At 75.6% G+C, this 22,139-nt stretch carries 21 protein-coding genes and 2 pseudogenes; 9 read left to right on the top strand and 14 right to left on the bottom strand.

Annotated features, from left to right (window positions below; genetic code table 11):
- Nucleotides 1-22: 22 nt before the first annotated feature.
- The 6 genes and pseudogenes from ABZ340_RS30055 to crtI form a co-directional block, all read right to left on the bottom strand.
- A complete protein-coding gene (locus tag ABZ340_RS30055; RefSeq protein WP_358785000.1) occupies nucleotides 23-919 on the bottom strand; it encodes an oxygenase MpaB family protein in 897 nt (298 codons plus the stop codon).
- 124 nt (nucleotides 920-1,043) lie between these two features.
- Nucleotides 1,044-1,586, bottom strand: coding sequence for an MSMEG_6728 family protein (locus ABZ340_RS30060; protein ID WP_358785001.1), 543 nt, complete (start codon nucleotides 1,584-1,586; stop codon nucleotides 1,044-1,046).
- Nucleotides 1,587-1,611: 25 nt separating this feature from the next.
- Nucleotides 1,612-1,740 (bottom strand): hypothetical protein, encoded by a 129-nt coding sequence (locus tag ABZ340_RS30065; protein ID WP_358785002.1) that lies wholly within the window; start codon nucleotides 1,738-1,740, stop codon nucleotides 1,612-1,614.
- Nucleotides 1,741-1,875: 135 nt separating this feature from the next.
- Nucleotides 1,876-2,967: a DUF5914 domain-containing protein gene (locus ABZ340_RS30070; RefSeq protein WP_358785003.1), complete on the bottom strand. Its 1,092-nt coding sequence runs from the start codon at nucleotides 2,965-2,967 to the stop codon at nucleotides 1,876-1,878.
- A 275-nt stretch (nucleotides 2,968-3,242) separates the two neighbouring features.
- Nucleotides 3,243-4,175, bottom strand: a pseudogene (locus ABZ340_RS30075) (phytoene/squalene synthase family protein); the annotation flags it as partial.
- On the bottom strand, nucleotides 4,172-5,722 hold the full coding sequence (crtI, locus tag ABZ340_RS30080; protein ID WP_358785004.1) for a phytoene desaturase family protein: 1,551 nt from the start codon (nucleotides 5,720-5,722) through the stop codon (nucleotides 4,172-4,174). The pseudogene ABZ340_RS30075 and the gene crtI, both read right to left, overlap by 4 nt.
- Nucleotides 5,723-6,451: 729 nt before the next feature.
- On the opposite strand from crtI, the gene ABZ340_RS30085 reads away from it, so the two are divergent.
- The 3 genes from ABZ340_RS30085 to ABZ340_RS30095 all read left to right on the top strand — a co-directional run bounded on the left by ABZ340_RS30085 (nucleotide 6,452) and on the right by ABZ340_RS30095 (nucleotide 10,146).
- Nucleotides 6,452-7,660: a lycopene cyclase family protein gene (locus ABZ340_RS30085; protein ID WP_358785030.1), complete on the top strand. Its 1,209-nt coding sequence runs from the start codon at nucleotides 6,452-6,454 to the stop codon at nucleotides 7,658-7,660.
- Between the two features lie 153 nt (nucleotides 7,661-7,813).
- Nucleotides 7,814-8,545, top strand: coding sequence for a methyltransferase domain-containing protein (locus ABZ340_RS30090; RefSeq protein ID WP_358785005.1), 732 nt, complete (start codon nucleotides 7,814-7,816; stop codon nucleotides 8,543-8,545).
- Complete coding sequence (locus ABZ340_RS30095) at nucleotides 8,542-10,146, top strand: FAD-dependent oxidoreductase (protein WP_358785006.1); 1,605 nt, start codon at nucleotides 8,542-8,544, stop codon at nucleotides 10,144-10,146. The genes ABZ340_RS30090 and ABZ340_RS30095 overlap by 4 nt, the downstream gene beginning before the upstream one ends.
- Before the next feature lie 77 nt (nucleotides 10,147-10,223).
- Here the strand turns inward: ABZ340_RS30095 and ABZ340_RS30100 are convergent, their stop codons facing one another.
- Genes ABZ340_RS30100 through ABZ340_RS30110 form a run of 3 tightly spaced genes read right to left on the bottom strand, consistent with a single transcriptional unit; the run spans nucleotide 10,224 to nucleotide 13,333 of the window.
- Nucleotides 10,224-11,183, bottom strand: coding sequence for an SDR family oxidoreductase (locus ABZ340_RS30100; RefSeq protein WP_358785007.1), 960 nt, complete (start codon nucleotides 11,181-11,183; stop codon nucleotides 10,224-10,226).
- Between the two features lie 46 nt (nucleotides 11,184-11,229).
- Nucleotides 11,230-12,849, bottom strand: a complete 1,620-nt coding sequence (locus tag ABZ340_RS30105; protein ID WP_358785008.1) for an NAD(P)/FAD-dependent oxidoreductase — start codon at nucleotides 12,847-12,849, stop codon at nucleotides 11,230-11,232.
- Nucleotides 12,842-13,333 carry an SRPBCC family protein gene (locus ABZ340_RS30110; RefSeq protein WP_358785009.1) on the bottom strand — a complete coding sequence of 164 codons (492 nt, stop codon included), beginning with the start codon at nucleotides 13,331-13,333 and terminating at the stop codon, nucleotides 12,842-12,844. The genes ABZ340_RS30105 and ABZ340_RS30110 overlap by 8 nt, the downstream gene beginning before the upstream one ends.
- Nucleotides 13,334-13,632: 299 nt before the next feature.
- Between ABZ340_RS30110 and ABZ340_RS30115 the strand changes: the two genes are divergently transcribed.
- Nucleotides 13,633-14,712, top strand: coding sequence for a hypothetical protein (locus ABZ340_RS30115; RefSeq protein WP_358785010.1), 1,080 nt, complete (start codon nucleotides 13,633-13,635; stop codon nucleotides 14,710-14,712).
- Between the two features lie 6 nt (nucleotides 14,713-14,718).
- Here the strand turns inward: ABZ340_RS30115 and ABZ340_RS30120 are convergent, their stop codons facing one another.
- Nucleotides 14,719-15,150, bottom strand: a complete 432-nt coding sequence (locus ABZ340_RS30120; RefSeq protein WP_358785011.1) for a hypothetical protein — start codon at nucleotides 15,148-15,150, stop codon at nucleotides 14,719-14,721.
- Nucleotides 15,151-15,430: 280 nt separating this feature from the next.
- Nucleotides 15,431-15,625 carry a hypothetical protein gene (locus tag ABZ340_RS30125; protein ID WP_358785012.1) on the bottom strand — a complete coding sequence of 65 codons (195 nt, stop codon included), beginning with the start codon at nucleotides 15,623-15,625 and terminating at the stop codon, nucleotides 15,431-15,433.
- A 363-nt stretch (nucleotides 15,626-15,988) separates the two neighbouring features.
- Between ABZ340_RS30125 and ctaD the strand changes: the two genes are divergently transcribed.
- The 4 genes from ctaD (at nucleotide 15,989) to ABZ340_RS30145 (ending at nucleotide 19,317) form a co-directional block, all read left to right on the top strand.
- On the top strand, nucleotides 15,989-17,707 hold the full coding sequence (gene ctaD, locus ABZ340_RS30130; protein WP_358785013.1) for a cytochrome c oxidase subunit I: 1,719 nt from the start codon (nucleotides 15,989-15,991) through the stop codon (nucleotides 17,705-17,707).
- Nucleotides 17,704-18,078, top strand: a complete 375-nt coding sequence (locus ABZ340_RS30135) for a hypothetical protein (protein ID WP_358785014.1) — start codon at nucleotides 17,704-17,706, stop codon at nucleotides 18,076-18,078. The genes ctaD and ABZ340_RS30135 overlap by 4 nt, the downstream gene beginning before the upstream one ends.
- A gap of 88 nt (nucleotides 18,079-18,166) precedes the next feature.
- Nucleotides 18,167-18,700: a hypothetical protein gene (locus ABZ340_RS30140; protein ID WP_358785015.1), complete on the top strand. Its 534-nt coding sequence runs from the start codon at nucleotides 18,167-18,169 to the stop codon at nucleotides 18,698-18,700.
- 80 nt (nucleotides 18,701-18,780) lie between these two features.
- A complete protein-coding gene (locus ABZ340_RS30145; RefSeq protein ID WP_358785016.1) occupies nucleotides 18,781-19,317 on the top strand; it encodes a hypothetical protein in 537 nt (178 codons plus the stop codon).
- A gap of 74 nt (nucleotides 19,318-19,391) precedes the next feature.
- Here ABZ340_RS30145 and ABZ340_RS30150 read toward each other — a convergent pair.
- Nucleotides 19,392-19,586: pseudogene (locus ABZ340_RS30150) on the bottom strand (cytochrome P450); the annotation flags it as partial.
- A 97-nt stretch (nucleotides 19,587-19,683) separates the two neighbouring features.
- Nucleotides 19,684-20,097: an SRPBCC family protein gene (locus tag ABZ340_RS30155; protein ID WP_358785017.1), complete on the bottom strand. Its 414-nt coding sequence runs from the start codon at nucleotides 20,095-20,097 to the stop codon at nucleotides 19,684-19,686.
- A 319-nt stretch (nucleotides 20,098-20,416) separates the two neighbouring features.
- On the opposite strand from ABZ340_RS30155, the gene ABZ340_RS30160 reads away from it, so the two are divergent.
- Complete coding sequence (locus tag ABZ340_RS30160) at nucleotides 20,417-21,595, top strand: PP2C family protein-serine/threonine phosphatase (protein WP_358785018.1); 1,179 nt, start codon at nucleotides 20,417-20,419, stop codon at nucleotides 21,593-21,595.
- A gap of 24 nt (nucleotides 21,596-21,619) precedes the next feature.
- On the opposite strand, the gene ABZ340_RS30165 is transcribed toward ABZ340_RS30160, so the two are convergent.
- A complete protein-coding gene (locus ABZ340_RS30165) occupies nucleotides 21,620-21,988 on the bottom strand; it encodes a hypothetical protein (RefSeq protein ID WP_358785019.1) in 369 nt (122 codons plus the stop codon).
- Nucleotides 21,989-22,139 lie beyond the last annotated feature (151 nt).

Genomic DNA, 22,139 nt, shown 5'->3' on the forward strand with positions numbered 1-22,139 from the left:
CGCCGAGCGGCACTCCGCCGGTTCAGTCCCGCCCGGCCGCGGGCGGCGGGGTCATCACCCAGCGGATGGTCCGGATCAGCGCCTGTCCGGCCGGCCGTACGGCGATGTCCTCGGCCAGCGGGACGCGCGGCAGCCCGAGCAGCGTGCGCGCCCACGGCGGCAGGGTGACGACCGCGGCGGCGGCGAGCACCCCGTAGACAGGGCGGGCCGGCAGCGGCAGCGGCGGCTGGAACAGCAGGAACCGCGCGGCGGCGCGGGCTTCCTGCGTGGCCCGCAGCTCGGGCCGGTAGGCGTCCAGCTGGCCGGCCAGTTCCCGGCGAGTGCGCGGCGGGTCGATCACGCCCAGGGCCGTCGCGACGCGCGCCGTGTCGGCGACGTAGGCGTCGTAGCCGGCGGCGTCCAGCGGGTGGGCGCCGTAGCGTTCGTGGGCGCGCAGGAAACTGTCCGTCTCGGCCAGGTGGACCCACTTCAGCAGGTGCGGGTCGGCCGCGTGGTACGGCACGCCCTCGGCCGTCGTACCGCGTATCCGCTCGTGGATGCCGCGGACGTGGTCGACCGCCCGCCGGGCGTCGTCGGCGGTGCCGTACGTCGTCACGGCGAGGAATGTGCTGGTGCGCTGCAGCCGTCCCCAGGGGTCGCCGCGGTAGCCGGAGTGCGCGGCCACGGCGGCCATGGCCAGCGGGTGCAGCGACTGGAGCAGCAGGGCCCGTACGCCTCCGACGAACATCGAGGCGTCGCCGTGCACGACGCGGATGGGGCGTTCCGGGCCGAACCACCGGGGTCCGGGGGTGCCGTGGATGCGGGCGCGGTTGGCCGGTCCCTCCGGGCCCGCGACCCGGCGGAACAGGGCGCTGCCCAGGCGCTCACGCGCCGCCGCCAGCACGGCCGGTTCCCCGTCCATGCCCCAAGTGTCCGCCATGGCCGGTCCTTCTCCGCCACGCCGGACCGCGGATTCAGCGGGCACGGCGGATTCAGTGGACACGGCGGGTACGGCGGGTACGGCGGGCAGGACGGCCGGGGTGGACGGGCCGGGCGGGCCGGGCTCAGCGGCCGGCCGGTGCGTCCCCGGTGTTCCCGGCGTCTCCGGCGTCTCCGATGTCCCCGGTGTCTTCGGTGTCCCCGCGCTCACGGTCCGAGGCCGGCCACACGTAGGGCAGGTCGTCGGGCACGTCCGGGAAGAGGGCGGCATAGGCGGCCGGGTCCTTGCGGACCAGCGCCGAGCGGTGGCTGCGGTGGAAGGCGGCGTCGCCGAGCCAGGGCGGCAGCTCCCCGGCCGCCGCCAGTTCCCGCTGGTCGCGCACCGGCCTGCCGGGGCGCCGGGCGGCGAGGCCCGCGACGAGTGAGGCGGCGCAGCTGTCCTGGTGGCCGTGTTCCCGCCAGACCCGGCAGACCTCCAGGCCGTACCGGACCAGCGCCTCCTCGTAGCCGGCCCACATGCGCACCGCGGGATGCCGGCGCCAGCCGTAGCCCGGCACGGTCAGCCCGCGCAGGATCTGGAGGGCCTCGACCCGCTGTTTGCCGAGCCGGCGGCGGTCCAGGACGAGCGCCGAGTCCCGGAAGCCGGGGTGGGGCAGGAACGTCTGCACGGCCGTCGTCCCCGCGCGTCCCGCGTCACTTCTCCCGCCGGTCGGACGGCCCGCGGACCGCCCGTCCGGCGGCCCCGGGCCGCCGGGTGGTCTTCCGCCCGGCCGCGCCCCCCGCGCCCCCGGCGTCCTCGATGTCCTTGGTGTCCTCGGTCATCTTCCGGATCTCCTCGTGCGGCGTGCGGGCGGTGCGTGGACGGCGCCGCCGTCCTGGTGGCGAGTCTGACGGGGGCTCCACGGCGCGGCAACCGGTGCGCTCGCGCCCCGGCGCGCCGGGCGCGGGCCCGGCCGGTCAGCCGGGGTTCCGGCCGAGGGCACGCAGGTGGCGGCGGCGTTCGGCGTAGGCGAGGTCGTCGCGCCAGAGCCGGGCGGCGGCGGCGCGCATCAGGGGGCGCAGGGCCGGGGCCAGGCGGCGGGCGAGGGCGAAGCCGGGCCGGCCGGAGGTGGCGAGGACCGCTTCGACGACCGCGGTGCGGGGCCTGCCGTGGCCGTCCGCGTCCAGCGGCGTGGCATGGGTCTCGACGACGGAGCCCGTTCCCTCGCCGTCGGTGATGCGCATGACCACGGTGCGGGGTCCGGGCGCGGTGAACTCCGCGCGGACGGGGACGACGAGGCGGCGGGTGAGCCGGAAGGAGACGTCGACGACGAAGCGGTCGTCCTCGTCGTCGCCGTCACCGTCGCCGGGTTCCCCGACCACGGTGAGGTCGGCGAAGGAGTGCGGGTGGAACCAGGCGCCGTGCCACGGGTCGAGACGGTTGGCGATCACGTCCTCGGGCGCGCAGACCCCCACGCCCTGCCAGACGGAGGTGAGGGCGGTCGGCAGCGGTGGCCGGGCGGCCGGTACGGGGACGGGTGTGGGCTGTTCTCCGCCGGCGGCGTCCAGGCGGACCCAGACGAGCACCCCGTCGTCGTGGACGGGCAGCGGCTCCCAGCCGGCGAACGCCGTGCCGTCCAGGGCGAGTCCGTGCCAGTGGCAGACGAGGGTGCCGCAGCGCACCGGACTGGCGGCCAGCGGGGCCCCGAGGTGGGGGCAGGCGCCGGGTCCGCCCACCAGGCGTCCGCGCGCGTCCCGCCAGACCACGACCTCCAGCCCGGCGACGGTCCGGGCCAGCGGGCGGTCGGGCCGTACGCCGGTGGCGGCGCCGACGACGTACCAGTTGCCCGAGGGGCGGGCCAGCGCCCGTTTCAGGGCGCCGGTGATGACGGCGGGCCGTGCCTGGCGCCAGGTCGGGGGCTGGCGGTCCCAGGGGTCGGGACGCCTGCGCAGCCGCAGCGGGTAGCGGCCTGAGCGGGGACCCGAGCGGTGGTCGGAGTGGGAGCGGTGGTCGGAGTGGGAGCGGTGGTCGGAGTGGGGGCCGGGACGGGGGTCCCTCCCGTGCTTCATCCGGTCTCCCTGGTCTCTTGGGTCTTGCGGATCTCGTACGTCTCGCTCATCTCGTACGTCCCGCACGTCTCATACGTCCCGCACGTCTCATACGTCCTACACGTCTCGCGCGTTTCGCACGACTCGCACGTCTTGCACGCCCTGCATGTCTCGCACATCTCGCACGTCTCATGGGACTCGTGCATCGCGTGCGCCGCGTGTTTTGTCTCTTGTGGGCCCTGCCGGCAGGGCGTCGGCACACCGGCCGGGGCCGGCGGGGCGGGCGGGGTGGGTCCTGCGCGCAGGCGGGCGGCCAGCACGCGGGCGAGTCCGTCGGCCGCCACGGCCGCCCGCCGCCGGGCCGGGACCACCGCGCGCCGGTGCAGCACCGCGTACCCGTCCTCGGCGATGGCGTCGAGGATGTCCCGGTAGAGGACGTACGCGGTGCGGATGCACGGCCGCGCCACCGGGTCCAGCATCGCCAGGCCGGGCGCGGCCTCGCGGTAGACCCGCCGGGTCAGGTCCTCGGCGGCCCGCAGCGCGGCGGTGATGCGCGGGTCGTGGGCGCCGGTGCTGCGGCTCCACCGCAGCAGCTCCCGGTCCACGCCGTGCGCGGCCAGCAGGTCCGCCGGGAGGTAGACACGGCCCCGGTCCAGGTCCTCGCCGACGTCCCGCAGGAAGTTGGTCAGCTGGAACGCCACCCCCAGGGCGGCGGCGTGCGGGGCCGCCTCGGCGCGGGGCGCGACGGTGCCGAGCACGGGCAGCATCTGCAGGCCGATGACGGCGGCGGAGCCGTGCATGTAGGCACGCAGGTCGTCGTAGGTCGCGTACGCGGTGACCGTCAGGTCGCTGCGCATCGACGCCATGAAGTCGGTGAAGTGCGCGGGGGCGATGCCGTAGCGGGCGGCGGTGTCCGCCACGGCCCGCACCACGGGCTCGGCCACCGGCCCGCCGCCCGTCAGGGCCTGCCGCAGCCGCGCGTCGAGCCGGGCCAGGGCGGCGGCGCGTTCGGCGTGGCCGGCCCGGGTGCCGAGGTCGTCGACGATGTCGTCGGCGAAGCGGGCGAAGCCGTACAGGGCGTGCACGGCCGGCCGGCGGCCGGGAGGCAGGAGCCGGGTGGCGAGGAAGTAGGTGCGTCCGTGGCGGGCGTTGAGCCGGCGGCACCGGGCGTAGGCGGCGCGCAGCGCGGGGTCGGTGATGCCGGCGGCGTCGAGTTCGCGGCGGGTCATCGGTGCCCGGCCTCCACCCGGCGGCGGGAGCGGGAGGGATGAGAGGGACGGGAGGGAGGTCCGGTGATGCGGGCGGCGGCGAGCTTGCCGGAGATCAGGACGGTGGGCACGCCGACGCCCGGTGTGGTGCCGCAGCCGGCGAGGACCGCGTTGCGCAGGCCGCGCACCAGGTTGCGGGGGCGGAACGGGCCGGTCTGGGCGAAGGTGTGGGCCACCGAGAACGGCGTTCCGGCGGCGTGTCCGTGCGCGGCCCAGTCGGCGGGTGTCACCAGGCACTCCTCCTCGATGGCGGCGGCGATCTCGGACAGGCCCCGGCGGTCGAGGGTGGTGAGGAGGCGGTCGCGGTAGCGGGGGGCGAGCGCGCGCCAGGTCTGCGGGGACGGTCCGATGTCGGTGTTGGGGCAGGGGGCCAGGACGTAGTGCAGGTGGCGGCCCTCGGGGGCGAGGCCGGGGTCGCCGGCCGTGGGGCGGGTGATCAGCAGGGACGGGTCGGTCATCAGGGTGCCGGTCCGGGTCAGCTCGTCGAACGTGCGCCGCCAGGCGGCGCCGAAGGAGAGCGTGTGGTGGGCGAGGTGGGGCCAGGTGCGGGTGGTGCCGGCGTGCAGGACGACCGCCGAGGGCGCGTGCCGCAGCGGGAGCGGGCGGCGCGGGCGGCGGCCCAGCAGCCGGTGGGCGAGGGGCAGGTCGGGGGTGAGGACGACGGCGTCGCAGGGGATGCGGCCGTGGGCGGTGACGACGGCCGTGATCCGGTCGCCGGACCGCTCCAGGTGGCTGACCTCGTGGCCGAAGCGCAGGTCGGCCCCGGCGTCGGCGGCAGCGGCGGCCATGGCGCGCGGCAGGGCGTGCATGCCGCCGCGCGGGAAGTACACGCCCGCCACGGTGTCCATGTAGGCGATGACGGCGTAGGCGGCCAGCGCCCGGGCCGGGGCCACACCGGCGTACAGGGCCTGGAAGGAGAACACCCGTTTCAGGCGCTCGTCGGTCAGGAACCGCCCGATGCGCGCGTCGAGCCGGCCGAAGCCGCCGAGCGCGGCGAGCCGGGCCAGGTCGCGCGCCGAGCCGGGGGCGAGCAGGTCCAGCGGCGAGTCGAAGTCGGCGTCGACGAAGCGGCGCATCTGCACGGCGTACAGCCGCGTCAGCCAGGTGCGCAGCCGCCGGTACCCGGCCGCCTCGCGCGGGCCGGCGAACCGTTCCACCTCCGCCTCCATGGCGGCCGCGTCGGTGTGCACGTCGAGGGTGCTGCCGTCGGCGAAGCAGGCCCGGTAGGCGGGGTGCAGCGGCAGCAGTTCGACGCGGTCGCGCAGCCGCTCGCCGACGGCCGCGAACGCCTCGTCGGCCAGGTGCGGCATGGTCAGCACGGTCGGGCCCGTGTCGAGGAGGTATCCGCCGAGATCGCGGCGTCCGGCCCGGCCGCCGGGCAGCCCGTCCCGTTCCACGACGGTGACCCGGCGCCCGGCGCCCAGCAGGTGCAGGGCGGCCGACAGCCCGGCGAGCCCCGCCCCGACCACCACGACGTGATCGGTGGGACCGGGCATGGTCCGGGTCATCGGCGGTCCTTTCGGGCGGCCGGCGGTGGGGCGTCGGCGCTGCTGGGTCGCATCCCGGGTCCTCTCGTCGTCGGTCCGGGCAGTGAGCCGGTGCCTGGCCGTTCGGCCGGCCGGGACGTCCCGGTTGCGCCGCCGGGCGGGCACCGGCGGGCGGATGCCGGTCACGGCGGCCGGGCGGCACCGTGCGCCTCCCGTGCCCCGGGGGCACGCCGTGGCCGGGCGGCCCCGGTGCTGTCGCCGTGCGGTACGGCGTCATGCCTTCCCCGTCCGTGTCCGGCCCGAAGCCGCCGTCGCCCGATCATGCGCGTCGGCCACCCGTCCGGCGGGCAGCCGGCTCGGTCGGCTCCCGCGCGCCGCGCGTCCGCGAGCGGGCCGGCGGGGGAAACTCCGCCCGACACCCTCCGGGCGTGTGCCGGGCGTCCGGCACCCGTTCGGCCCCCGTCCGGCCGTGGACGGTCCGGCCGGCTCCCCGCGCGGGCCCGCAGGGGATCCGCAAGGAAACCGCAGGGGATCCGCAGGGGATCCGCAGGGGATCCGCACCGGAGTGCCGGAAAGGAGCCGTACCGGAGAGGGCCCGGACCGGAGGGACGCGGGACCCGAGGAGACCAGGGCCGAAGGGACGGACACCGGGCACCCGGCCGGAAGGACGCCGGACGAGACGAAGGGAGGACGGCCGTGCCGGAGACGGGCGCGGGGCAGGGGACGGGCACCCGGCGGGCGTCCGGCGCCGTGCCGGCGGCGGACATCGTCATCGTGGGGGCCGGGGCGGCGGGCCTGTCGCTGGCGCACCGGCTGCCGGAGACCGCCGCGGGATGCCGCCCGGCCCCCTCCGTCGCCCTCGTCGATCCGCCGGACGGCCCCCTGCGGGCGCCGCGCCGCACCTGGTGTTTCTGGGAGGCGGGCACGGGCCGTTTCGACCCGGCCGTGACGGCGTCGTGGGAGTGGCTGCGGGTGCGGGACCGGAACGGGGCGGCCGTCCGGCGGCACATCGCGCCGGTGCGCTACAAGATGATCCGTTCGGACGACTTCGAGGCCCTGGTCGACCGCGATCTGCGCGATCCGGGGGAGGCGTCGCGGGTCCGCCGGGTGGAGGCCGCCGTCGACACGGTGGCCGTCCTGCCGGACGGGACGGCGGAGGTGCGGGGCACGGACGCCGCGGGCGTCCCGGTCCGGCTGCGGGCCCGCTGGGTCTTCGACTCCCGCCCGCCGCCCCGCCCGCCCGCGGCCCGCACCCGTCTCCTCCAGCACTTCCGGGGCTGGTTCGTGCGCACACGCCGGCCGGCGTTCGACCCGGAGGTGGTCGACCTGATGGACTTCCGCACCCCGCAGCCCGCCCATGGTCTGTCCTTCGGGTACGTCCTGCCCACCGGCCGCCGCACCGCCCTGGTCGAGTACACCGAGTTCGGTCCCGCCCCGCTCACGGCCGACGCGTACGACGCCGCCCTGGAGCACTACACGCGGCACGTCCTCGGCATCGGCGACGCGCAGGTGCTGTCGACCGAGCAGGGGGTGATCCCGATGACCGACGCCGTCCTCCCCCGGCGGACCGCCGGCCCGGTCTTCCGGATCGGTGCCGCGGGCGGGGCGACGCGCGCCGCCACCGGGTACACGTTCGCCGCCGTGCAGCGGCAGTCGGACGCCGTCGCCCGTGCCGTCCGCGCGGGCCGGACCCCCGTGCCGCCGCCCCCGTACCCGGCACGCGCCCGGCTGATGGACGCCGTGCTCCTGCGCGCGCTGGACACGGGCCGCGTCGACGGCCCCGGCTTCTTCTTCCGGCTCTTCGAACGCGTACCCGCGCCGCTCCTGCTGCGGTTCCTCGACGGGGACACCCGGCTGTACGAGGACCTCGTGGTCGGCGTGCGCACCCCCGTCCTGCCCATGCTGCGCACCGCGGCCGAACTGCCCCGGCTGCCGCGCCGCTCCTTCCCCGCCCCGTGACCCCGTATCCCCCGTGACCCCGTGACCCCGTGACCCCGTGACCCTGTATCCCCGTGACCCCGTGTCCCCATGACCCCGTGTCCCCATATCCCCGTGAAGCGCCCTCCCCGCCCCGCGCCCGGCACCGCCCGCCCCTCCCCTCAGGAGTCACCGATGACCTTGCTGCGCGACGCCGCGCTGGCCGACGCGTTCGACCACGGCGCCGGCACCTACGACCGTCTGGTCGCGCTCCATCCGGGCTATCACTCCCAGCTGCGCCGCTCCGCCCGCCGGCTGGGCCTGCCGGCGGGCGGAACCGGATGCCGGGTGCTGGACCTGGGCTGCGGCACGGGCGCGTCCACGGCGGCGCTCGCCGCGACACTCCCCGGCGCGGACATCGTCGGAGCCGACGCCTCGGCGGGCATGCTGGAGCGGGCGCGGGCCAAGCGGTGGCCGACGGGCGTGCGCTTCGTCCACGCTCCGGCGGAGGAGCTGCACCGCGCCGGGGTGCGGGGCCCGTTCGACGCCGTCTTCGCCGCCTATCTGTTCCGCAACGTGACCGACCCGGACGCGGTCCTGCGGACGGTGTACGGGCTGCTCGCGCCGGGCGGCCGGCTCGCGGTGCACGAGTACGCGCTCAGCGGCCGGCGCGCCGACCGCCTGGTGTGGACCGCGGTGTGCCGGGGCGTCATCCTGCCGCTCGGCACGGCCACCGGCGACCGGGCCCTCTACCGCCATCTGGGGCGCAGCGTCGCCGCGTTCGACACCGCGCCCGCCTTCGCCGCCCGGCTGGGGCGCGCCGGGTTCGACCGCGTCCGCGTGCTGCCGCTGCCCGGCTGGCAGACGGGCATCACCCACACCTTCCTCGCCCGCCGCCCGCCCGAGCGGCCGGGGAGTGCCCGGTGAGCGGGCGCGGCAGCGGGCGGCCTCCGGGGCGGGACCGGCGCGCGCGGGCCCTCCTTCCCCGGCCGGGGCGGGAGCGGATCGGAGGGGGCGGCGGGGAGCCGCCGTCGGTGGCGGTGGCCGGCGGCGGCATCGCCGGGCTGGCGGCGGCCACCGCGCTGGCCGAGCGGGGCGTACGCGTGGTGCTGTACGAACGTGAGCCGGTGCTCGGCGGCCGGGTCGCCGGCCGGCCGGTCACGCTGGCCGACGGTTCGCGGGCGACGATGAGCCGCGGCTTCCACGCCTTCTTCCGCCAGTACTACAACCTGCGGAGCCTGCTGCGCCGGGCGGATCCCGCGCTGGGCATGCTGACGGGGCTGCCCGACTACCCGCTCCGGCACAGCAGCGGCCTGTGCGACGGCTTCCGCCGCGTTCCGCGCACGCCCCCGTGGAACGCCCTCGGCTTCGTCGCCCTCAGCCCCGCCTTCGGGCTGCGGGACCTGCTCTCCCTGCGTCCGGCGGCGGCACTGCCCCTGCTCGACGTGCGCACCCGCCGCGTCCACGACCGGCTCGACCACGTCAGCGCGCACGACTTCCTCGACGCCCTGCGTTTCCCCGCCGCCGCGCGGCACCTGGCGTTCGAGGTGTTCTCCCGCAGTTTCTTCGCCGATCCGCGCGAGCTGTCGGCCGCGGAGATGGCGCTGATGTTCCACATCTACTTCCTGGGGTCCAGCGAGGGGCTGCTGTTCGACGTTCCGCGCGAGCCGTTCCCGCAGGCGCTGTGGGATCCGCTCGCGCGTCACCTGGCCCGCCACGGGGCCGTGGTGCGCACCGCCGCCCCCGTGGAGGCCGTGCATCCCCGTCCCGGCGGCGGCCATGACGTGGTCGAGGCGGCCGGCGGCACGCGCCGCTACGACGCCGTCGTCCTCGCTCTGGACGTCGACGGGCTGAAGGCGCTGGTGGGCAGGTCGCCGCGGCTGGGCGACGCCGCCTGGCGGGAGCGGACGGCGCGGCTGCGGACCGCGCCCCCGTTCCTGGTGTCCCGGCTGTGGCTGGACCGGCCGGTCGCGCCCGGCCGGCCCGGCTTCCTCGGCACCAGCGGCTACGGGCCGCTGGACAACGTCAGCGTGCTCTCCCACTGGGAGGGCGAGGCGGCGCGCTGGGCCGCGCGCACGGGCGGGTCGGTCGTCGAGCTGCACGGCTACGCGCTGCCCGCGACGGCCGTACCGGACGCGGCGGCCGGGGAACTCGCCCGGCAGCTGCACCGCGTGTATCCGGAGACGCGCGGCGCCCGCGTCGTCGACGCCCGCCACGAGTGGCGGGCGGACTGCCCCCTGTTCCCGGTGGGCGGGTACCGCGACCGGCTCACGGTCCGCACGCCGGATCCGGCCGTCGTCGTCGCCGGTGACCTGGTGCGCACGGACCTGCCGGTGGCGCTGATGGAGCGGGCCGCCACCTCCGGCTTCCTGGCCGCCAACGCCCTGCTGGAGCGGTGGGGCGTGCGGGGCGAGGTGCTGTGGACGGTCCCCGACCGCGGCCGCTCGGCGCTGCTGCGCGCCGTGGCCCGCCGCGGGGCGGCAGGAGCCCGGAGTACGGCACGGGGGGACGCGGAGCCGCAGCCGTGACCGAGGCGGGGTCACCCGTCCGTCCCCGCCCCCGGATCGGACTCCGTCCCGTCCCCGTCCCCGTCCCCGTCCCTGGCTCAGCCTTCGTCCCTGTCCTTGTCCCTGCCCTGGCCTCCGTCTCCGTCTCCGTCACCGCCCCCGTCACCCTTCGCCACCGCCACCGCGCGGTCGGCCCGTCCCCCGGCCCCGAGCGGGCCGGTGTCGCTCAGGGCCTGCTCGGCCTCCAGGCGGGGCAGGTCGCGGCGGGTCCGGCGCAGTACCACGGGCGGCAGGGACGCGCGCGCCACCTGTGCCAGGCGCAGCCAGGCAGGTACGTAGACGGTGGTGCGGCGGCGTTCGACCGCGCGGGCCAGCCGGGCGGCGACCTCGTCGGCGGGGGACACGCTCCGGGCGGGCGGCGGCATGCGGGTGCGCAGCGCGCGCATGCCCGCGTACCGGTCGGCGTCGCGGATCATCTCGGTGTCCGTCCAGTTGACGTAGGCGACGCCCACGCCGACCCCGAGGTGCGCCACCTCGGCCCGCAGGGCGTGGGCGAAGGCCTCGGCGCCGGCCTTGGCCGCGCAGTAGGCGCTCATCAGCGGGGCGGCGCCGAGCGAGGCGGAGGAGGCGATCTGGAGGTAGTAGCCCGCGGTGTCGGTCAGGTCCGGCAGGAAGGCCCGCGCGGTCTGGGCGCTGCCTGTCAGGTTGACGTCGATGACGCGGCGCCACAGGGCGGGGTCGGAGGTCGCGAAGGGGCCGCCCGTCGCGATGCCCGCGTTGGCCACCACGGCGGACGGCCGGCCCAGCCGCCCGCGCACCTCGTCGGCGGCGTCGGCCAGCGCGGCCGCGTCGGTGACGTCGACCTCCCAGGTCAGGGCAGTGCCCGGGAGGCCGGCCGCCACCGTGTCCAGCAGGGGCTTCTCGTGGCCGAGCAGGGCGAGCCGGGCGCCGCGCCGGGCGAGTTCGCCCGCCAGGGCGGCGCCGATGCCGCGCGCGGCTCCGGTGACGACGACGGTCCGGTTCCGCAGGGGGCTGTCCGCCGCCGGCCGCGTTCTCACCGTCCCGCCGTTTCGTCGTCTCACCATCTCGTCCCACCGTTCCGTCTCACCGTTTCGTTCCGGTGCGGTCGCGGCTCGCGAGGATCTGCTGGAGCCGGGTGAGGCCCGGAGGGCTGTGCCGGCGCAGCGCGGCCCGTGCGGCGTTGGCGCCGGGGGCGCCGTGCACCCCGCCTCCCGGGTGGGCGCTCGCGGAGGCGAGGAAGAGGCCCGCGAGCGGTGTCTCCGGCCGCCCGGTGCCGGGCAGGGGGCGGAAGAAGAGCTGCTGGTGCAGGGCGGTGGTGCCGCCGTTGATGGCGCCGCCGTGCAGGTTGGCGTCGAGCGACTGGAGGGTCGGCGGGGCCAGGATGCGGCGGGCGCGGACGAGGGACCGGAAGCCCGGGGCGAAACGCTCGACCTGGCGTTCGACCCGATCGGCCATGACCTCCTGCTCCCCGGCGTCCCAGTTGCCGGTGAGGCCCTCGTCGCCGGCGTCGGCCCGGACGTCGTGGGGAACGTGGGTGTAGGCCCATGCCGACTCGGTGCCCCGGGGGGAGCGGGACGGGTCGGCGGTGGTCATCTGGCCGAACAGCACGAAGGGGCGGTCGGGTACCTGCCGCATCGCGATCTGGGCGGCGAACCGGGTGAGTTCGTCCACGCCGTCGGCCAGGTGCACGGTGCCGGCCCGGGCCGCCTCCTCGCTCCGCCACGGCACCGGGCCGTCCAGCGCCCAGTCCACCTTGAAGGTGGCGAAGTCCCACTGGAAGCGCTCCAGGTCGTCCTGGAGCTGGGCGGGCAGGTGCTCCGGTTCGACGAGGCCGCCGTACAAGGCGGGCACGGACACGTCGGCGAGCACGGCACGGTGTGCGGGGACGGTCTCGCCGTCGGCCGTGCGCACCCCCACGGCGCGCCGGTCGCGGACGACGATCCGGCTGACGCGCCGACCGCAGTGTAGGGTGCCGCCCCGGGCGCGCAGGCGGCGCACGAGGGCGGTGGTGAGGGCACCGGAGCCGCCGACCGGGACCGGGAAGCCGTACGTCTGTCCGAGCATCGACATCAGCCAGCCGAAGCCGCCGCTGCCCGCGGCCTCCGGGGCGAGGTCGGCGTGCAGGGCATTGCCGGCCAGCAGCAGCCTGCCGCCCGCTCCCCGGAACTCCTCCTCGCCCAGGCGCCGCACGGGCAGCACCAGGGAGCGCGCCAGCCGCAGCCCGCCCGCGCCGCGCAGCCGGGCGGCGAGCCGGGCGGTGGACCGTACCGGCGGGAAGGGCGTGAACAGGGCGTCCAGGATGTCGGGGCGCAGCCGTTCCCACACCTCGTACAGGCGCTGCCAGGCCGCTCCGTCTCCGGGGGCGAAGGCGTCGAGGGAGGCGGCGGTGGTGCCGACGTGGCGGTCGAGGACCGCGCACGTGCCGTCGCTCAGGGGGTGGGCGAGGACATGGGGGGCGTGGCTCCAGCGCAGGCCGTGTTCCTCCAGGCAGAGGCCGGCCAGGACCCGGGACGCGGCGGCGAGCGGGTAGAAGGAGCTGAACACGTCGCTGACGAAGTCCGGGTCGACGCCGCTGTCGTGCCGTACGGCCCCGCCCGGCTCGGGCTGTTCCTCCAGGACGTCCACGCTCCAGCCGGCATCGGCCAGCAGGTTCGCGGCCACCAGCCCGTTGGGTCCGGCGCCGATCACGACGGCGTCAGGCATGACCGGCCCCCGGGCCCGCCGCGAGCGCCCCTTCGCCCGCCGGGTCTTTCCCGGCTTCGGCCTCGCACAGCCGGGCGAGGCGGGCCAGCATGGCCCGGTGCCGCAGCTGGATCAGCGGCTCCAGGGCCGCGTTGTGCAGCGCGCCGCCCGCGCCGCGCAGCGGATGCTCGTCCACGATCACCAGGCAGTGCCCGCCCCAGGGCCGCAGCTCGATGGCGATGCGCGCGGTGCCGAGCAGCCCCGCCTTGGCCTCCAGTTCCAGGGCGGAGCCCTCCTCGCAGCGCCGGACGACCGTCTCGTTGCTCAGCCGTACGGGGCCGAGGCTCACCTCGTACGTGAGGGCGGCGCCGAGGTGGGGCCACTGTCCCCGCTTCGGGCGGGACGCCGACGTTCCCACCACCCACTGCGCGTACCGGCTGCCGTCCGCGATGACGGACCAGACCATCTCCGGACTCGCCTTGATCAGACGGTGACGAACTGCCACGCACGCCTCCCGGGTCTAGAAGGTGCCCTTGCGGCATCCGCGCACTGAGTTCCCGTTCCGGACCGGGCCAACCAGGTTCCGCGACGCATGGGCCTGGTACGCACGGGCTCGGTGCGGGAGACGCACGGGCTCGGTGCGGGAGACGTGCGGGGGACATGCGAGGGACGTGCGGGGGCGGCATCCAGCCGGCCGCGGTTACCGGAACCCCTGTGCACGGCAGACATGACATGACCCGTCCGCCCCCTGCGGCGCAACGGCCCGGGGCCTTCGACGGCCGGGCGTGTGGAGGAGGTTCCCCGATGACCATGCAGCAGGACTCCGGCCTGACACGGGCGGTGGCCGCGGTCGCCTCCCTGCCCCCGGGGTGGGACGCCGCCGCCGAGCACACCGCGTCCGGCCTGTGGCGTCTGCCCCGGGCCGCCGAGGCCGTGGAGCACGTCCTGCGGACGGACGACACCGCCCTGCGGGACCAGGGCTGGGTGATGGTGCGGACCCGGGTGGCCGAGGAGATCTCCTCGGGACGGGACTGGACCCGGGAGGCCGCCCTGTGGCTGGCGCGGGGCGGGGCGGACTGGGCGGAATCGGCTCACGTGACCGGCGACCTGGCGTGGCGCGCGCGGGCGGCGGGCCGCAGCGCGCTGATCTTCCTCACCGAGACCCATGTGGCGCAGGTCGATCCGGCCACTCCGTACGGGCGCGGACTGTGGCACAGCTTCCTGACCACCCTGCGGTACGACTTCCGGTGCGGCGCCATCGAGGAGTTCTTCTCCCGGGCCGCCGCCGGCCGGACGGACCTGGACCCCTACACCGACGCGCTGCGTGCCTTCGCCCTGCTGGGCCGCTCCCGGCCCCGGGGCCTGGACCTGCTGGAGTCGGTCATGGCGCGCGCCGGCGGTGACGGCAAGGCGGTCCACGCCCTGCTGCACGGCCTGTGGCTGGGGGAGCACCTGCCCGACCAGCCGCGGCGCATGCTGGAACTCCTGCGCGCCCCGGCGTTCGCCCGGGGCCTGGGAGCCGAGGCCCTGTTCCGCAAGGCGAGCGCGCTGCGCCGGCTGAGGCGGTTCGACGAGGCGCTGGCCGCGCTGCAGGGCGCCATCGACTGCCTCGACCCCAGTGAGGTGGTCGTCCACGCCGACTGCGTACGCGAGCGGTCGCTGATCCTCGCGGAGCGAGACGTGTACGCGGAGCGGGACGGGTACGCGGAGCGGGACGGGTACGCGGAGCGGGACGGGTACGCGGAACGGGACGGGTACGCGGAACGGGACGGGTACGCGGAACGGGACGGGTACGCGGAACGGGACGGGTACGCGGAGCAGGACGTGTACGCGGAACGGGACGGGTCCCGGGGCAGCCCCACACCGGGGGATGCGCCACGCTGACGGTCGTCAGCCGCCGCCCGCCTCCGGTGCTTCGGGGCCGGGGGTGGTCGCCAGGCGGCGGTAGGCGGCGCGGGCGTGGACCACGCGGGCCAGTGCGGTTCCGGTGAGGGCCGCGGCGAGCAGGCAGCCGATCCAGAGGACGTCCCGCCGCCCGCCCCACGTGAGCGTTCCCGCGGGAGGGATGGCGAAGCCGTTGAGGGACAGCCAGCACAGGAGTGCCGTACCGGGAGCGGCCGTGAACCGGGCGCACAGCCCCAGCAGGGCGGCCAGCAGGGACAGCGCGGTCAGGGCGAGCCCGGGCCGGCCGGGACCCGCGACGCTGTTGACGACGGCCACCAGCGCCAGCGCCCCGCCGAAGGCCACCGCCCACACCAGGGGAGCCGCCGCCGGCTCCGGGACGGGCCGCGCACCACTGCCCAGGGGTGCCCACTCGATCACGCTGACGGCTCCTTCCGCTCCCCGGGCGGCGCCGACCACGGCATCGTCCCCGCCCCTGCGGGCAGATTGTCCCACCGGGGCGCCGGACGCGAAGCGACCGGGGTTCGGCCACCGGGGCGTACCGGCGCGGCGCGCCTCCTCGCGGCGCGATCCGCACGGGACCGGTACAAACCCACACGAAAAGGTGTGAGTCGAAATCAGTAGAAATAAGCCGAAAGAAGAGGACGACGGCCGGGCCCGCTCGGAGAAGCGGGTTCCGGCCGTCGTCGTGGACAGGACGTCAACGCGCCGTGGTGGTCATCAGCTCCGCGAACGAGGCCATGCAGTCCGGGCAGTGACGTGCCCGTTCGGCTGTGGACGCCTCGATGCGATCGGCGAGCCGCTGCCCGCACAACGTGGCCGCGGCCTGTTTGGCCATCACGTGCCACACCAATGCTCCGCCCGGCTTTTCCGGGCCCACGCACATCTCGTACATGATCCGGCCTCCCAAGGTGGACGCCGCCGTCCCTGTCCAGGAGACCTCACAACCACCCGGACCAGAAACGTGCAGGGGCCATTCGGGTGACGGGCCGGTGACAGGCCGGAAAGGGCGGCGGCGTGTGCCGCGGCTCGGGGCATCACCTCCGGTCGCGCCGAGGCCCCACTCGGACGGATGGAAAACATCGGTCATCCGGCCCCCGTCCGGCTCGGTGTGACGCCGCACCGGGAAAGGAGATCTGGCTTCGGCCGCCCTGGGCACGCGCTGCGCGACATCCGCGGCCGGAGCCGGAGGCACCCCCCTCTCCCGTCCGGCCACCCGCACAGCACGCGCACCGCCGGGTACCGACCGAGGAAGCTGATGGCGACACATACGACCGAACCGATTGCTCCGGTCCCGGCGGCGGAGGGCCGCCGCGGCAGGGGCCGCGTGATCGTCTCCTGGATCACCACGACCGATCACAAGAAGATCGGGCACCTTTATCTGATCACCTCGTTCGCCTTCTTCCTGATCGCCGGGGCGCTGGCCATGGTGATCCGGGCGGAGCTGGCCCGGCCCGGGCTGCAGATGATCTCGAACGAGCAGTACAACCAGGCGTTCACGATGCACGGCACGATCATGCTGCTGCTGTTCGCCACCCCCACGTTCGCCGGGTTCGCCAACGCGATCATGCCGTTGCAGATCGGCTCGCCCGATGTCGCCTTCCCCCGGCTGAACATGTTCTCGTACTGGCTGTTCCTCTTCGGCGGCCTGATCGTGCTCACCAGCTTCCTCACTCCGCAGGGCGCCGCGGACTTCGGCTGGACCGCGTACACGCCGCTGAGCGGCGGGGAGCGCACCGCCTACGTCGGCGGCGACCTGTGGATCATGGGACTGGGGCTGTCCGGGTTCGGCACCATCCTCGGCGCGGTCAACTTCATCACCACGATCATCTGCATGCGCGCCCCGGGCATGACCATGTTCCGGATGCCGCTCTTCACCTGGAACGTGCTGCTCACCTCGGTGCTCGTCCTGCTCGCCTTCCCCGTCCTGGCGGCCGCCCTGCTCGTCCTGGAGGCCGACCGGAAGTTCGGCGCGCACGTCTTCGACCCGGAGAACGGCGGGGCGATCCTGTGGCAGCACCTGTTCTGGTTCTTCGGCCATCCCGAGGTCTACATCCTCGCGCTGCCGTTCTTCGGCGTGATCACCGAGATCATCCCGGTCTTCTCCCGCAAGCCGATCTTCGGCTACATGGGCCTGGTCGGCGCCACCCTCGCCATCACCGGCCTCTCCGTGACCGTGTGGGCCCACCACATGTTCGCGACCCAGGCCGTGCTGCTGCCGTTCTTCTCCTTCATGAGCTTCCTGATCGCCGTGCCGACGGGCGTGAAGTTCTTCAACTGGATCGGCACGATGTGGAACGGCTCCCTGTCGTTCGAGCCACCGATGCTGTGGGCGGCCGGCTTCCTCGTCACCTTCCTCTTCGGCGGCCTGACGGGTGTCCTCCTCGCCTCGCCCCCGCTGGACTTCCACGTCACCGACAGCTACTTCGTCATCGCCCACTTCCACTACGTGCTCTTCGGGACGATCGTCTTCGCGATGTTCGGCGGGTTCAGCTTCTGGTGGCCGAAGATGACCGGCACCATGCTCGACACCCGCCTGGAGAAGATCCACTTCTGGACCCTCTTCGTCGGCTTCCACACCACCTTCCTCGTCCAGCACTGGCTGGGCGTCGAGGGCATGCCCCGCCGCTACGCCGACTACCTCGCCGCCGACGGCTTCACCGCCCTGAACACCCTCTCCAGCATCGGCGCCTTCCTGCTGGGCCTGTCCACCCTGCCGTTCCTGTACAACGTCTGGAAGACCGCCCAGCGCGGCAAGAAGGTCGAGGTCGACGACCCCTGGGGCTACGGCCGGTCCCTGGAGTGGGCCACCTCCTGCCCGCCGCCCCGCCACAACTTCGTCACCCTGCCCCGCATCCGCTCCGAATCCCCCGCCTTCGACCTCCACCACCCCGATCTGGCCAAGCTGGACGAGAAGGAGAACACCGGCAAGCGCGACGCGATCGACGTCGCGGGGCACGAGAGCGACCGGTCGTGAGCAGGGGCCGGGGCGGCGAGCCGCTGCCCCGCGACGCCTCGCTCCTCGCCTCGGAAGCCGAGGGCTACCTGCTGGCGCGGGTCCATCACGACGACGCCCGCCGCGAGGCACGGGCCCTGTGCGCCGCACTGCCGTGGCTGACCACCGCCCAGGCCGAGGACGTCACCCGCCACTACGTCGAGCAGCGCATCGACCTCACCCGCCGGATGCTGAGCGGCACGGCCCGGCGCGCCGAAGAGCTGCGGCAGGAGTACGAGGCCCGCTACCGCGCCCTGCGCCGCACCCTGCTGCGCCGGCACGCGGCGTGCGCGTCGGTGCTGATGGCCTGCGCGGCGGGCATCGGGTCGGCGATGGGCACGCTGGGGCGCTGACCGGCCGCCCCTCCCGCCCCCGGCCGCGGTACCGCTCCCGAGCACCGGGGCCGGGTGGGGCGTCGCCGATCGGGGTACTCACGGCGGCATGAGGAAGCGCGCACTGTGGGAAGGGCTCCTCGCCGGAACGGCGGGGGTGCTCGTGATGACGCTCGGCGAGAAGGCGGAGCAGCGTCTGACGGGCCGCCCCGACTCGTACGTACCCGCCCGGACGCTGGAGCGGCTCACCGGGGCGCCGGAGCGGCCCCGTGAGCAGTCGACGGCGGTCAATCTCGCCATGCACGTCGGGCAGGGCGCGCTGCTGGGCGTCCTGCGGTCGGTGATGGCGCACGCCGGGCTGCGCGGGCCGTGGTCGTCGGCGCAGTTCGCCGTGGTGCGGCTGACGAACGACCAGATCCTGGAGAACGCCACCGGTGTCGGCGCCCCGCCGCAGACCTGGCCCCGGCCCGAACTCGTCGTGGACCTGCTGCACAAGGCCGTCTACGCCTTCGCCACCGGGGCCGTCGCCGACGCCCTGGCCGCCCGTACGGGCCCCGGGCCCGGGCAACGGCACGCCGCGCGGCGCCCGGGCCGCCACCCGGACGCCGGGCCGCTGCCCCGCGAGCAGTCCCATGCGCGGTAGGGGAGCCCCGTACCGCGGTCCGCGCCCGGCGGGTCCGTGGCGACGGACCCGATGGCCCGTGACGACGAAGGGGACACACGATGGCTGAGCGCTCACGTCCGGGTGTGCCCGGCCCCGCCTCGGGCCCGTACGCGGGCCCGGCCCTGCTGGGCATCTACCTCAACGACCACCTCGCGGGCGCGACCGCCGGGGCGGAGCGCGCCCGCTACCTGGTGCGGTCGTGCGGCGGTTCCGCCCTCGGTGCGGCGGTGGCGCCCGTCGCCGCGGAGATCGCCGAGGACCGGGCGGCCCTGATCCGCGTCATGAGGCGGCTCGGCGTCCCGGTCCGGCAGTACAAGGTGTACGCCGGGCGGGTGGCCGAGCGGGTGGGGCGGCTGAAGACCAACGGCCGGCTGCTGCACCGCTCACCGCTGAGCACGCTGCTGGAGCTGGAGGCGCTGCGGCTGGGGGTGCAGGGCAAGGAGGCCGGGTGGCTGACGTTGCGCCGGCTCGCCGACACCGACGACCGCCTCGACGCCCGGCTGCTGGACGGCCTGCTGGAACGGGCCCGGCGCCAGCGGGACACGCTGGAGGAGCTGCGCCTCCGGCAGGTGGGGGCCGTCTTCCGGGATGCCTGAGCCGGTTCCGAGCCGGTCAGGGCTCCTTCGCGCACCGGGGCGCGGGGGACCCGGACCCCGCCTGTCGGCGCCTGTCAGCCGGCGGTCGCGGTCGTGGTGTCCGTCCCGCGGACGCCGGTGATGACGAAGCCGCTGCGCGGGCGGGTGGGGACACGGCGCAGCGGGATGGTCAGATCCTGCTCCGGGACCGTGTGGTCCAGGCGGGCCAGCCGCGCCGCCAGGGCTTCGAGCAGGCCGACGGTGACGCGCTCGCCGGGGCACCGGGGGCCGGGGACGCGGAGGCCGCCGGAGCGGCGGCCGGGGCCGCACCGGTCGAAGCGGCCAGGGCGGCACCGGCCGGGGCGGTCGGCGCGCCGCTCCGGCCGCTCAGCCGGCCGCGTTCTCGACGCGCAGGCGCACCTGTTCCTCCAGGCGGCTCAGGCTGGTGTCGAGGGCGCCGAGCACCTCCCGCTCGCCCGGGTCGTGGCTGTCGTCGAAGAACGACAGGTGCACCGTGACCTCGCTGGCCCCGCTGCCGACGCCGGCGACCTGGAGCCAGCCGGTGTAGCTGCCCTGCTCACGGGTGCCCCATTCGATCCGCATCTGCTCGGGCCGGGCGCGCAGCAGGGCGGAGGTGTCCTGGTCGGTGCGGTCCTCGTGCACGGTGACGGCGGGCGGGTCCTCGACGCGCACGTGCAGGGCGTCCGGGAGCCAGGTCTCCATCTGGTCGACGTTGGCGGCCTGGTCGAAGACGTGCTCGGGCTGGGCGGGCATGGTGCGGGAACGCTCGTACTCGGTCATGCGGCACCACTCCTCGGTTGATTCCGTCTCTCGGCGACCCGCGGGTCGGCAGCGGCTCGGTCGTCGGCGGCTCACGGGACGTGCGCCCGTGCCGCCCGACGGAACGCGTGCCCGTAATGCCGGAGTCGAAGCACGGACGCGCGGCTGGGCGGATGCCGGGGGTCCGGGCGGACGGGCGGACGGGCGGATGCCGGGTATCCGGTGGTGCCGGCCGGCGGCACCACGGGGCGCGTGGGCGCGCAATCCGGGGCGCGTGGTGCCAGACTGCTGGGGCGACGTACTCCATCACGTCGGGTTCTCGACGAGGGGAGACGAGGTGATGACGCCCGAGGCGGGCGACGGACCGCTGCTGGACTTCCTCGCCGATCCGGCGCATCTGACGCTGGACCTGTCCACCGCCGCGGCGCGCTGCGCCAAGGCCCTGGGGCTGCGGCACGCCGTCGTCTACCTGGTCGACCTGCAACAGCGCCACCTGGTGCCGGAGACGGACGTGGGCTCCCCGCTCCCCGTCGACGGCTCGCTGGCGGGCTGGGCGTACCGTACACAGGCGCTGCGCGTGGAGGAGACCGGGACGGGCGGGATCATCGCCTGGCTCCCGCTGCTGGACGGCGCGGAGCGGCTCGGCGTGCTCGCGGTGCACGAGAAGGCGCTCACCTCCGCCTCCCTGTGCCGCGGCAGGGCGCTCGCCTCGCTCCTGGCCATGATGATCACGTCGAAGCGGGCGTCCGAGGACTCCTTCGTCCAGCACACCCGCACGGCGAAGATGCGGCTGCCCTCCGAGATGCTGCGCGCCTTCCTGCCGCCCCGCACCATCGGCAACGACCGCGTGGTGTCGACGGCCGTCCTCGAACCCGCCTACGAGCTCGGCGGCGACGCCTTCGACCACTCGCTGGGCCGGACGGCCCTGCACGTGTCCGTCATCGACGCCATGGGGCACGACCTCGCCTCGGGGCTGACCAGCGCGGTGGCGCTGGCCGCCTGCCGCAACGCCCGGCGCAACGGGGCCGGTCTCTCCGAACTCGTCGACGCCGTGGACGACGCCCTGACGCAGTGGCTCCCGGAGCAGTACTGCACCGCGGTCCTCGCCCAGCTGGGGCTGGCCGACGGCGTGCTGCGCTGGTACAACTGCGGGCATCCGGCGCCCCTGCTCCTGCGGGACGGCCAGGTGGTCACCGACGCCCTGGAGCACGACGCCGACCCGCCCCTCGGGATGCCGTCACGGCTCGCCTCCGCACCGCGCCGGATGCACGAGTTCCCCTTGCAGCCCGGTGACCGCGTGCTGATGTACACCGACGGCGTCACCGAGGCCCGGACGCGGGAGGCGCAGTTGTTCGGGCTGGAGCGGTTTGCCGACTACGTGATCCGGGCGACGGCCGGCGGTGAACTGGCGCCGGAGACGCTGCGCCGCCTCATCCACTCGATCCTCGACGCGCAGACCGGGCAGTTGCGGGACGACGCGACGATCCTGATGTTCGAGTGGCGGCCCCCCGCCCCCTGAGACGGGTGTCCCGGGCCGGGCGCCTCAGACCTCGTGTCCCCGGGCCCGCAGCCAGCGGTGCACGGCCTCCTTGTCCGCCGGGGTGATCCGGACGGCACCGCCGACGTGCGGGCCCTCGTCCTCGTTGAACGCCGTGTCCGTGACCCGGGCGGTGACCCAGGTGGCCAGGTCCTGCGCGGCCCGGTCCGGCAGGGAGCCGTGCTCCCAGCCGGTGCGGGCCTCGCGGGCGGCGGCCCGGTCGTACCGTTCGGTCTCCGTCAGCCACGCCGCCACCAGCCGCTCCACGGTCCGGCGATCCGGGCCCCCGGTCCGCCGCCCGTCGTCGTCCGTGCCGCCCATACTGTCCATGCCGTCCATGCCACCCATGCCGTCCGTCCCGTGCGTATCACCCATGTCTTCCCCATGACTCCCATGACTCATATGACCCATATGCCCCCTGGAGCACGAGTGCCCCGGACCCGGGCCGCCTCCCGTACCGCCTCGTACGCCGGCCGGGCGGGAGGGGCCGTGTCGTCGCAGGGGCGCCGGGTACCCGAAGGGCACC

It is taken from the genome of Streptomyces sp. NPDC006134, from assembly GCF_040628835.1.
In the GTDB taxonomy this organism is placed as follows: Bacteria; Actinomycetota; Actinomycetes; order Streptomycetales; family Streptomycetaceae; genus Streptomyces.

What these genes read in the sequence shown, in the direction of transcription:
- ctaD (WP_358785013.1), top strand. Translation starts at nt 15,989, where the DNA reads ATGGCGACACATACGACCGAACCGATTGCTCCGGTCCCGGCGGCGGAG.
- ABZ340_RS30105 (WP_358785008.1), bottom strand. Translation starts at nt 12,849, where the DNA reads ATGCCTGACGCCGTCGTGATCGGCGCCGGACCCAACGGGCTGGTGGCC.
- ABZ340_RS30125 (WP_358785012.1), bottom strand. Translation starts at nt 15,625, where the DNA reads ATGTACGAGATGTGCGTGGGCCCGGAAAAGCCGGGCGGAGCATTGGTG.
- ABZ340_RS30165 (WP_358785019.1), bottom strand. Translation starts at nt 21,988, where the DNA reads ATGGGTGATACGCACGGGACGGACGGCATGGGTGGCATGGACGGCATG.
- ABZ340_RS30115 (WP_358785010.1), top strand. Translation starts at nt 13,633, where the DNA reads ATGACCATGCAGCAGGACTCCGGCCTGACACGGGCGGTGGCCGCGGTC.
- ABZ340_RS30055 (WP_358785000.1), bottom strand. Translation starts at nt 919, where the DNA reads ATGGCGGACACTTGGGGCATGGACGGGGAACCGGCCGTGCTGGCGGCG.
- ABZ340_RS30140 (WP_358785015.1), top strand. Translation starts at nt 18,167, where the DNA reads ATGAGGAAGCGCGCACTGTGGGAAGGGCTCCTCGCCGGAACGGCGGGG.
- ABZ340_RS30145 (WP_358785016.1), top strand. Translation starts at nt 18,781, where the DNA reads ATGGCTGAGCGCTCACGTCCGGGTGTGCCCGGCCCCGCCTCGGGCCCG.
- ABZ340_RS30065 (WP_358785002.1), bottom strand. Translation starts at nt 1,740, where the DNA reads ATGACCGAGGACACCAAGGACATCGAGGACGCCGGGGGCGCGGGGGGC.
- ABZ340_RS30160 (WP_358785018.1), top strand. Translation starts at nt 20,417, where the DNA reads ATGACGCCCGAGGCGGGCGACGGACCGCTGCTGGACTTCCTCGCCGAT.
- ABZ340_RS30070 (WP_358785003.1), bottom strand. Translation starts at nt 2,967, where the DNA reads ATGAAGCACGGGAGGGACCCCCGTCCCGGCCCCCACTCCGACCACCGC.
- ABZ340_RS30155 (WP_358785017.1), bottom strand. Translation starts at nt 20,097, where the DNA reads ATGACCGAGTACGAGCGTTCCCGCACCATGCCCGCCCAGCCCGAGCAC.
- crtI (WP_358785004.1), bottom strand. Translation starts at nt 5,722, where the DNA reads ATGACCCGGACCATGCCCGGTCCCACCGATCACGTCGTGGTGGTCGGG.
- ABZ340_RS30090 (WP_358785005.1), top strand. Translation starts at nt 7,814, where the DNA reads ATGACCTTGCTGCGCGACGCCGCGCTGGCCGACGCGTTCGACCACGGC.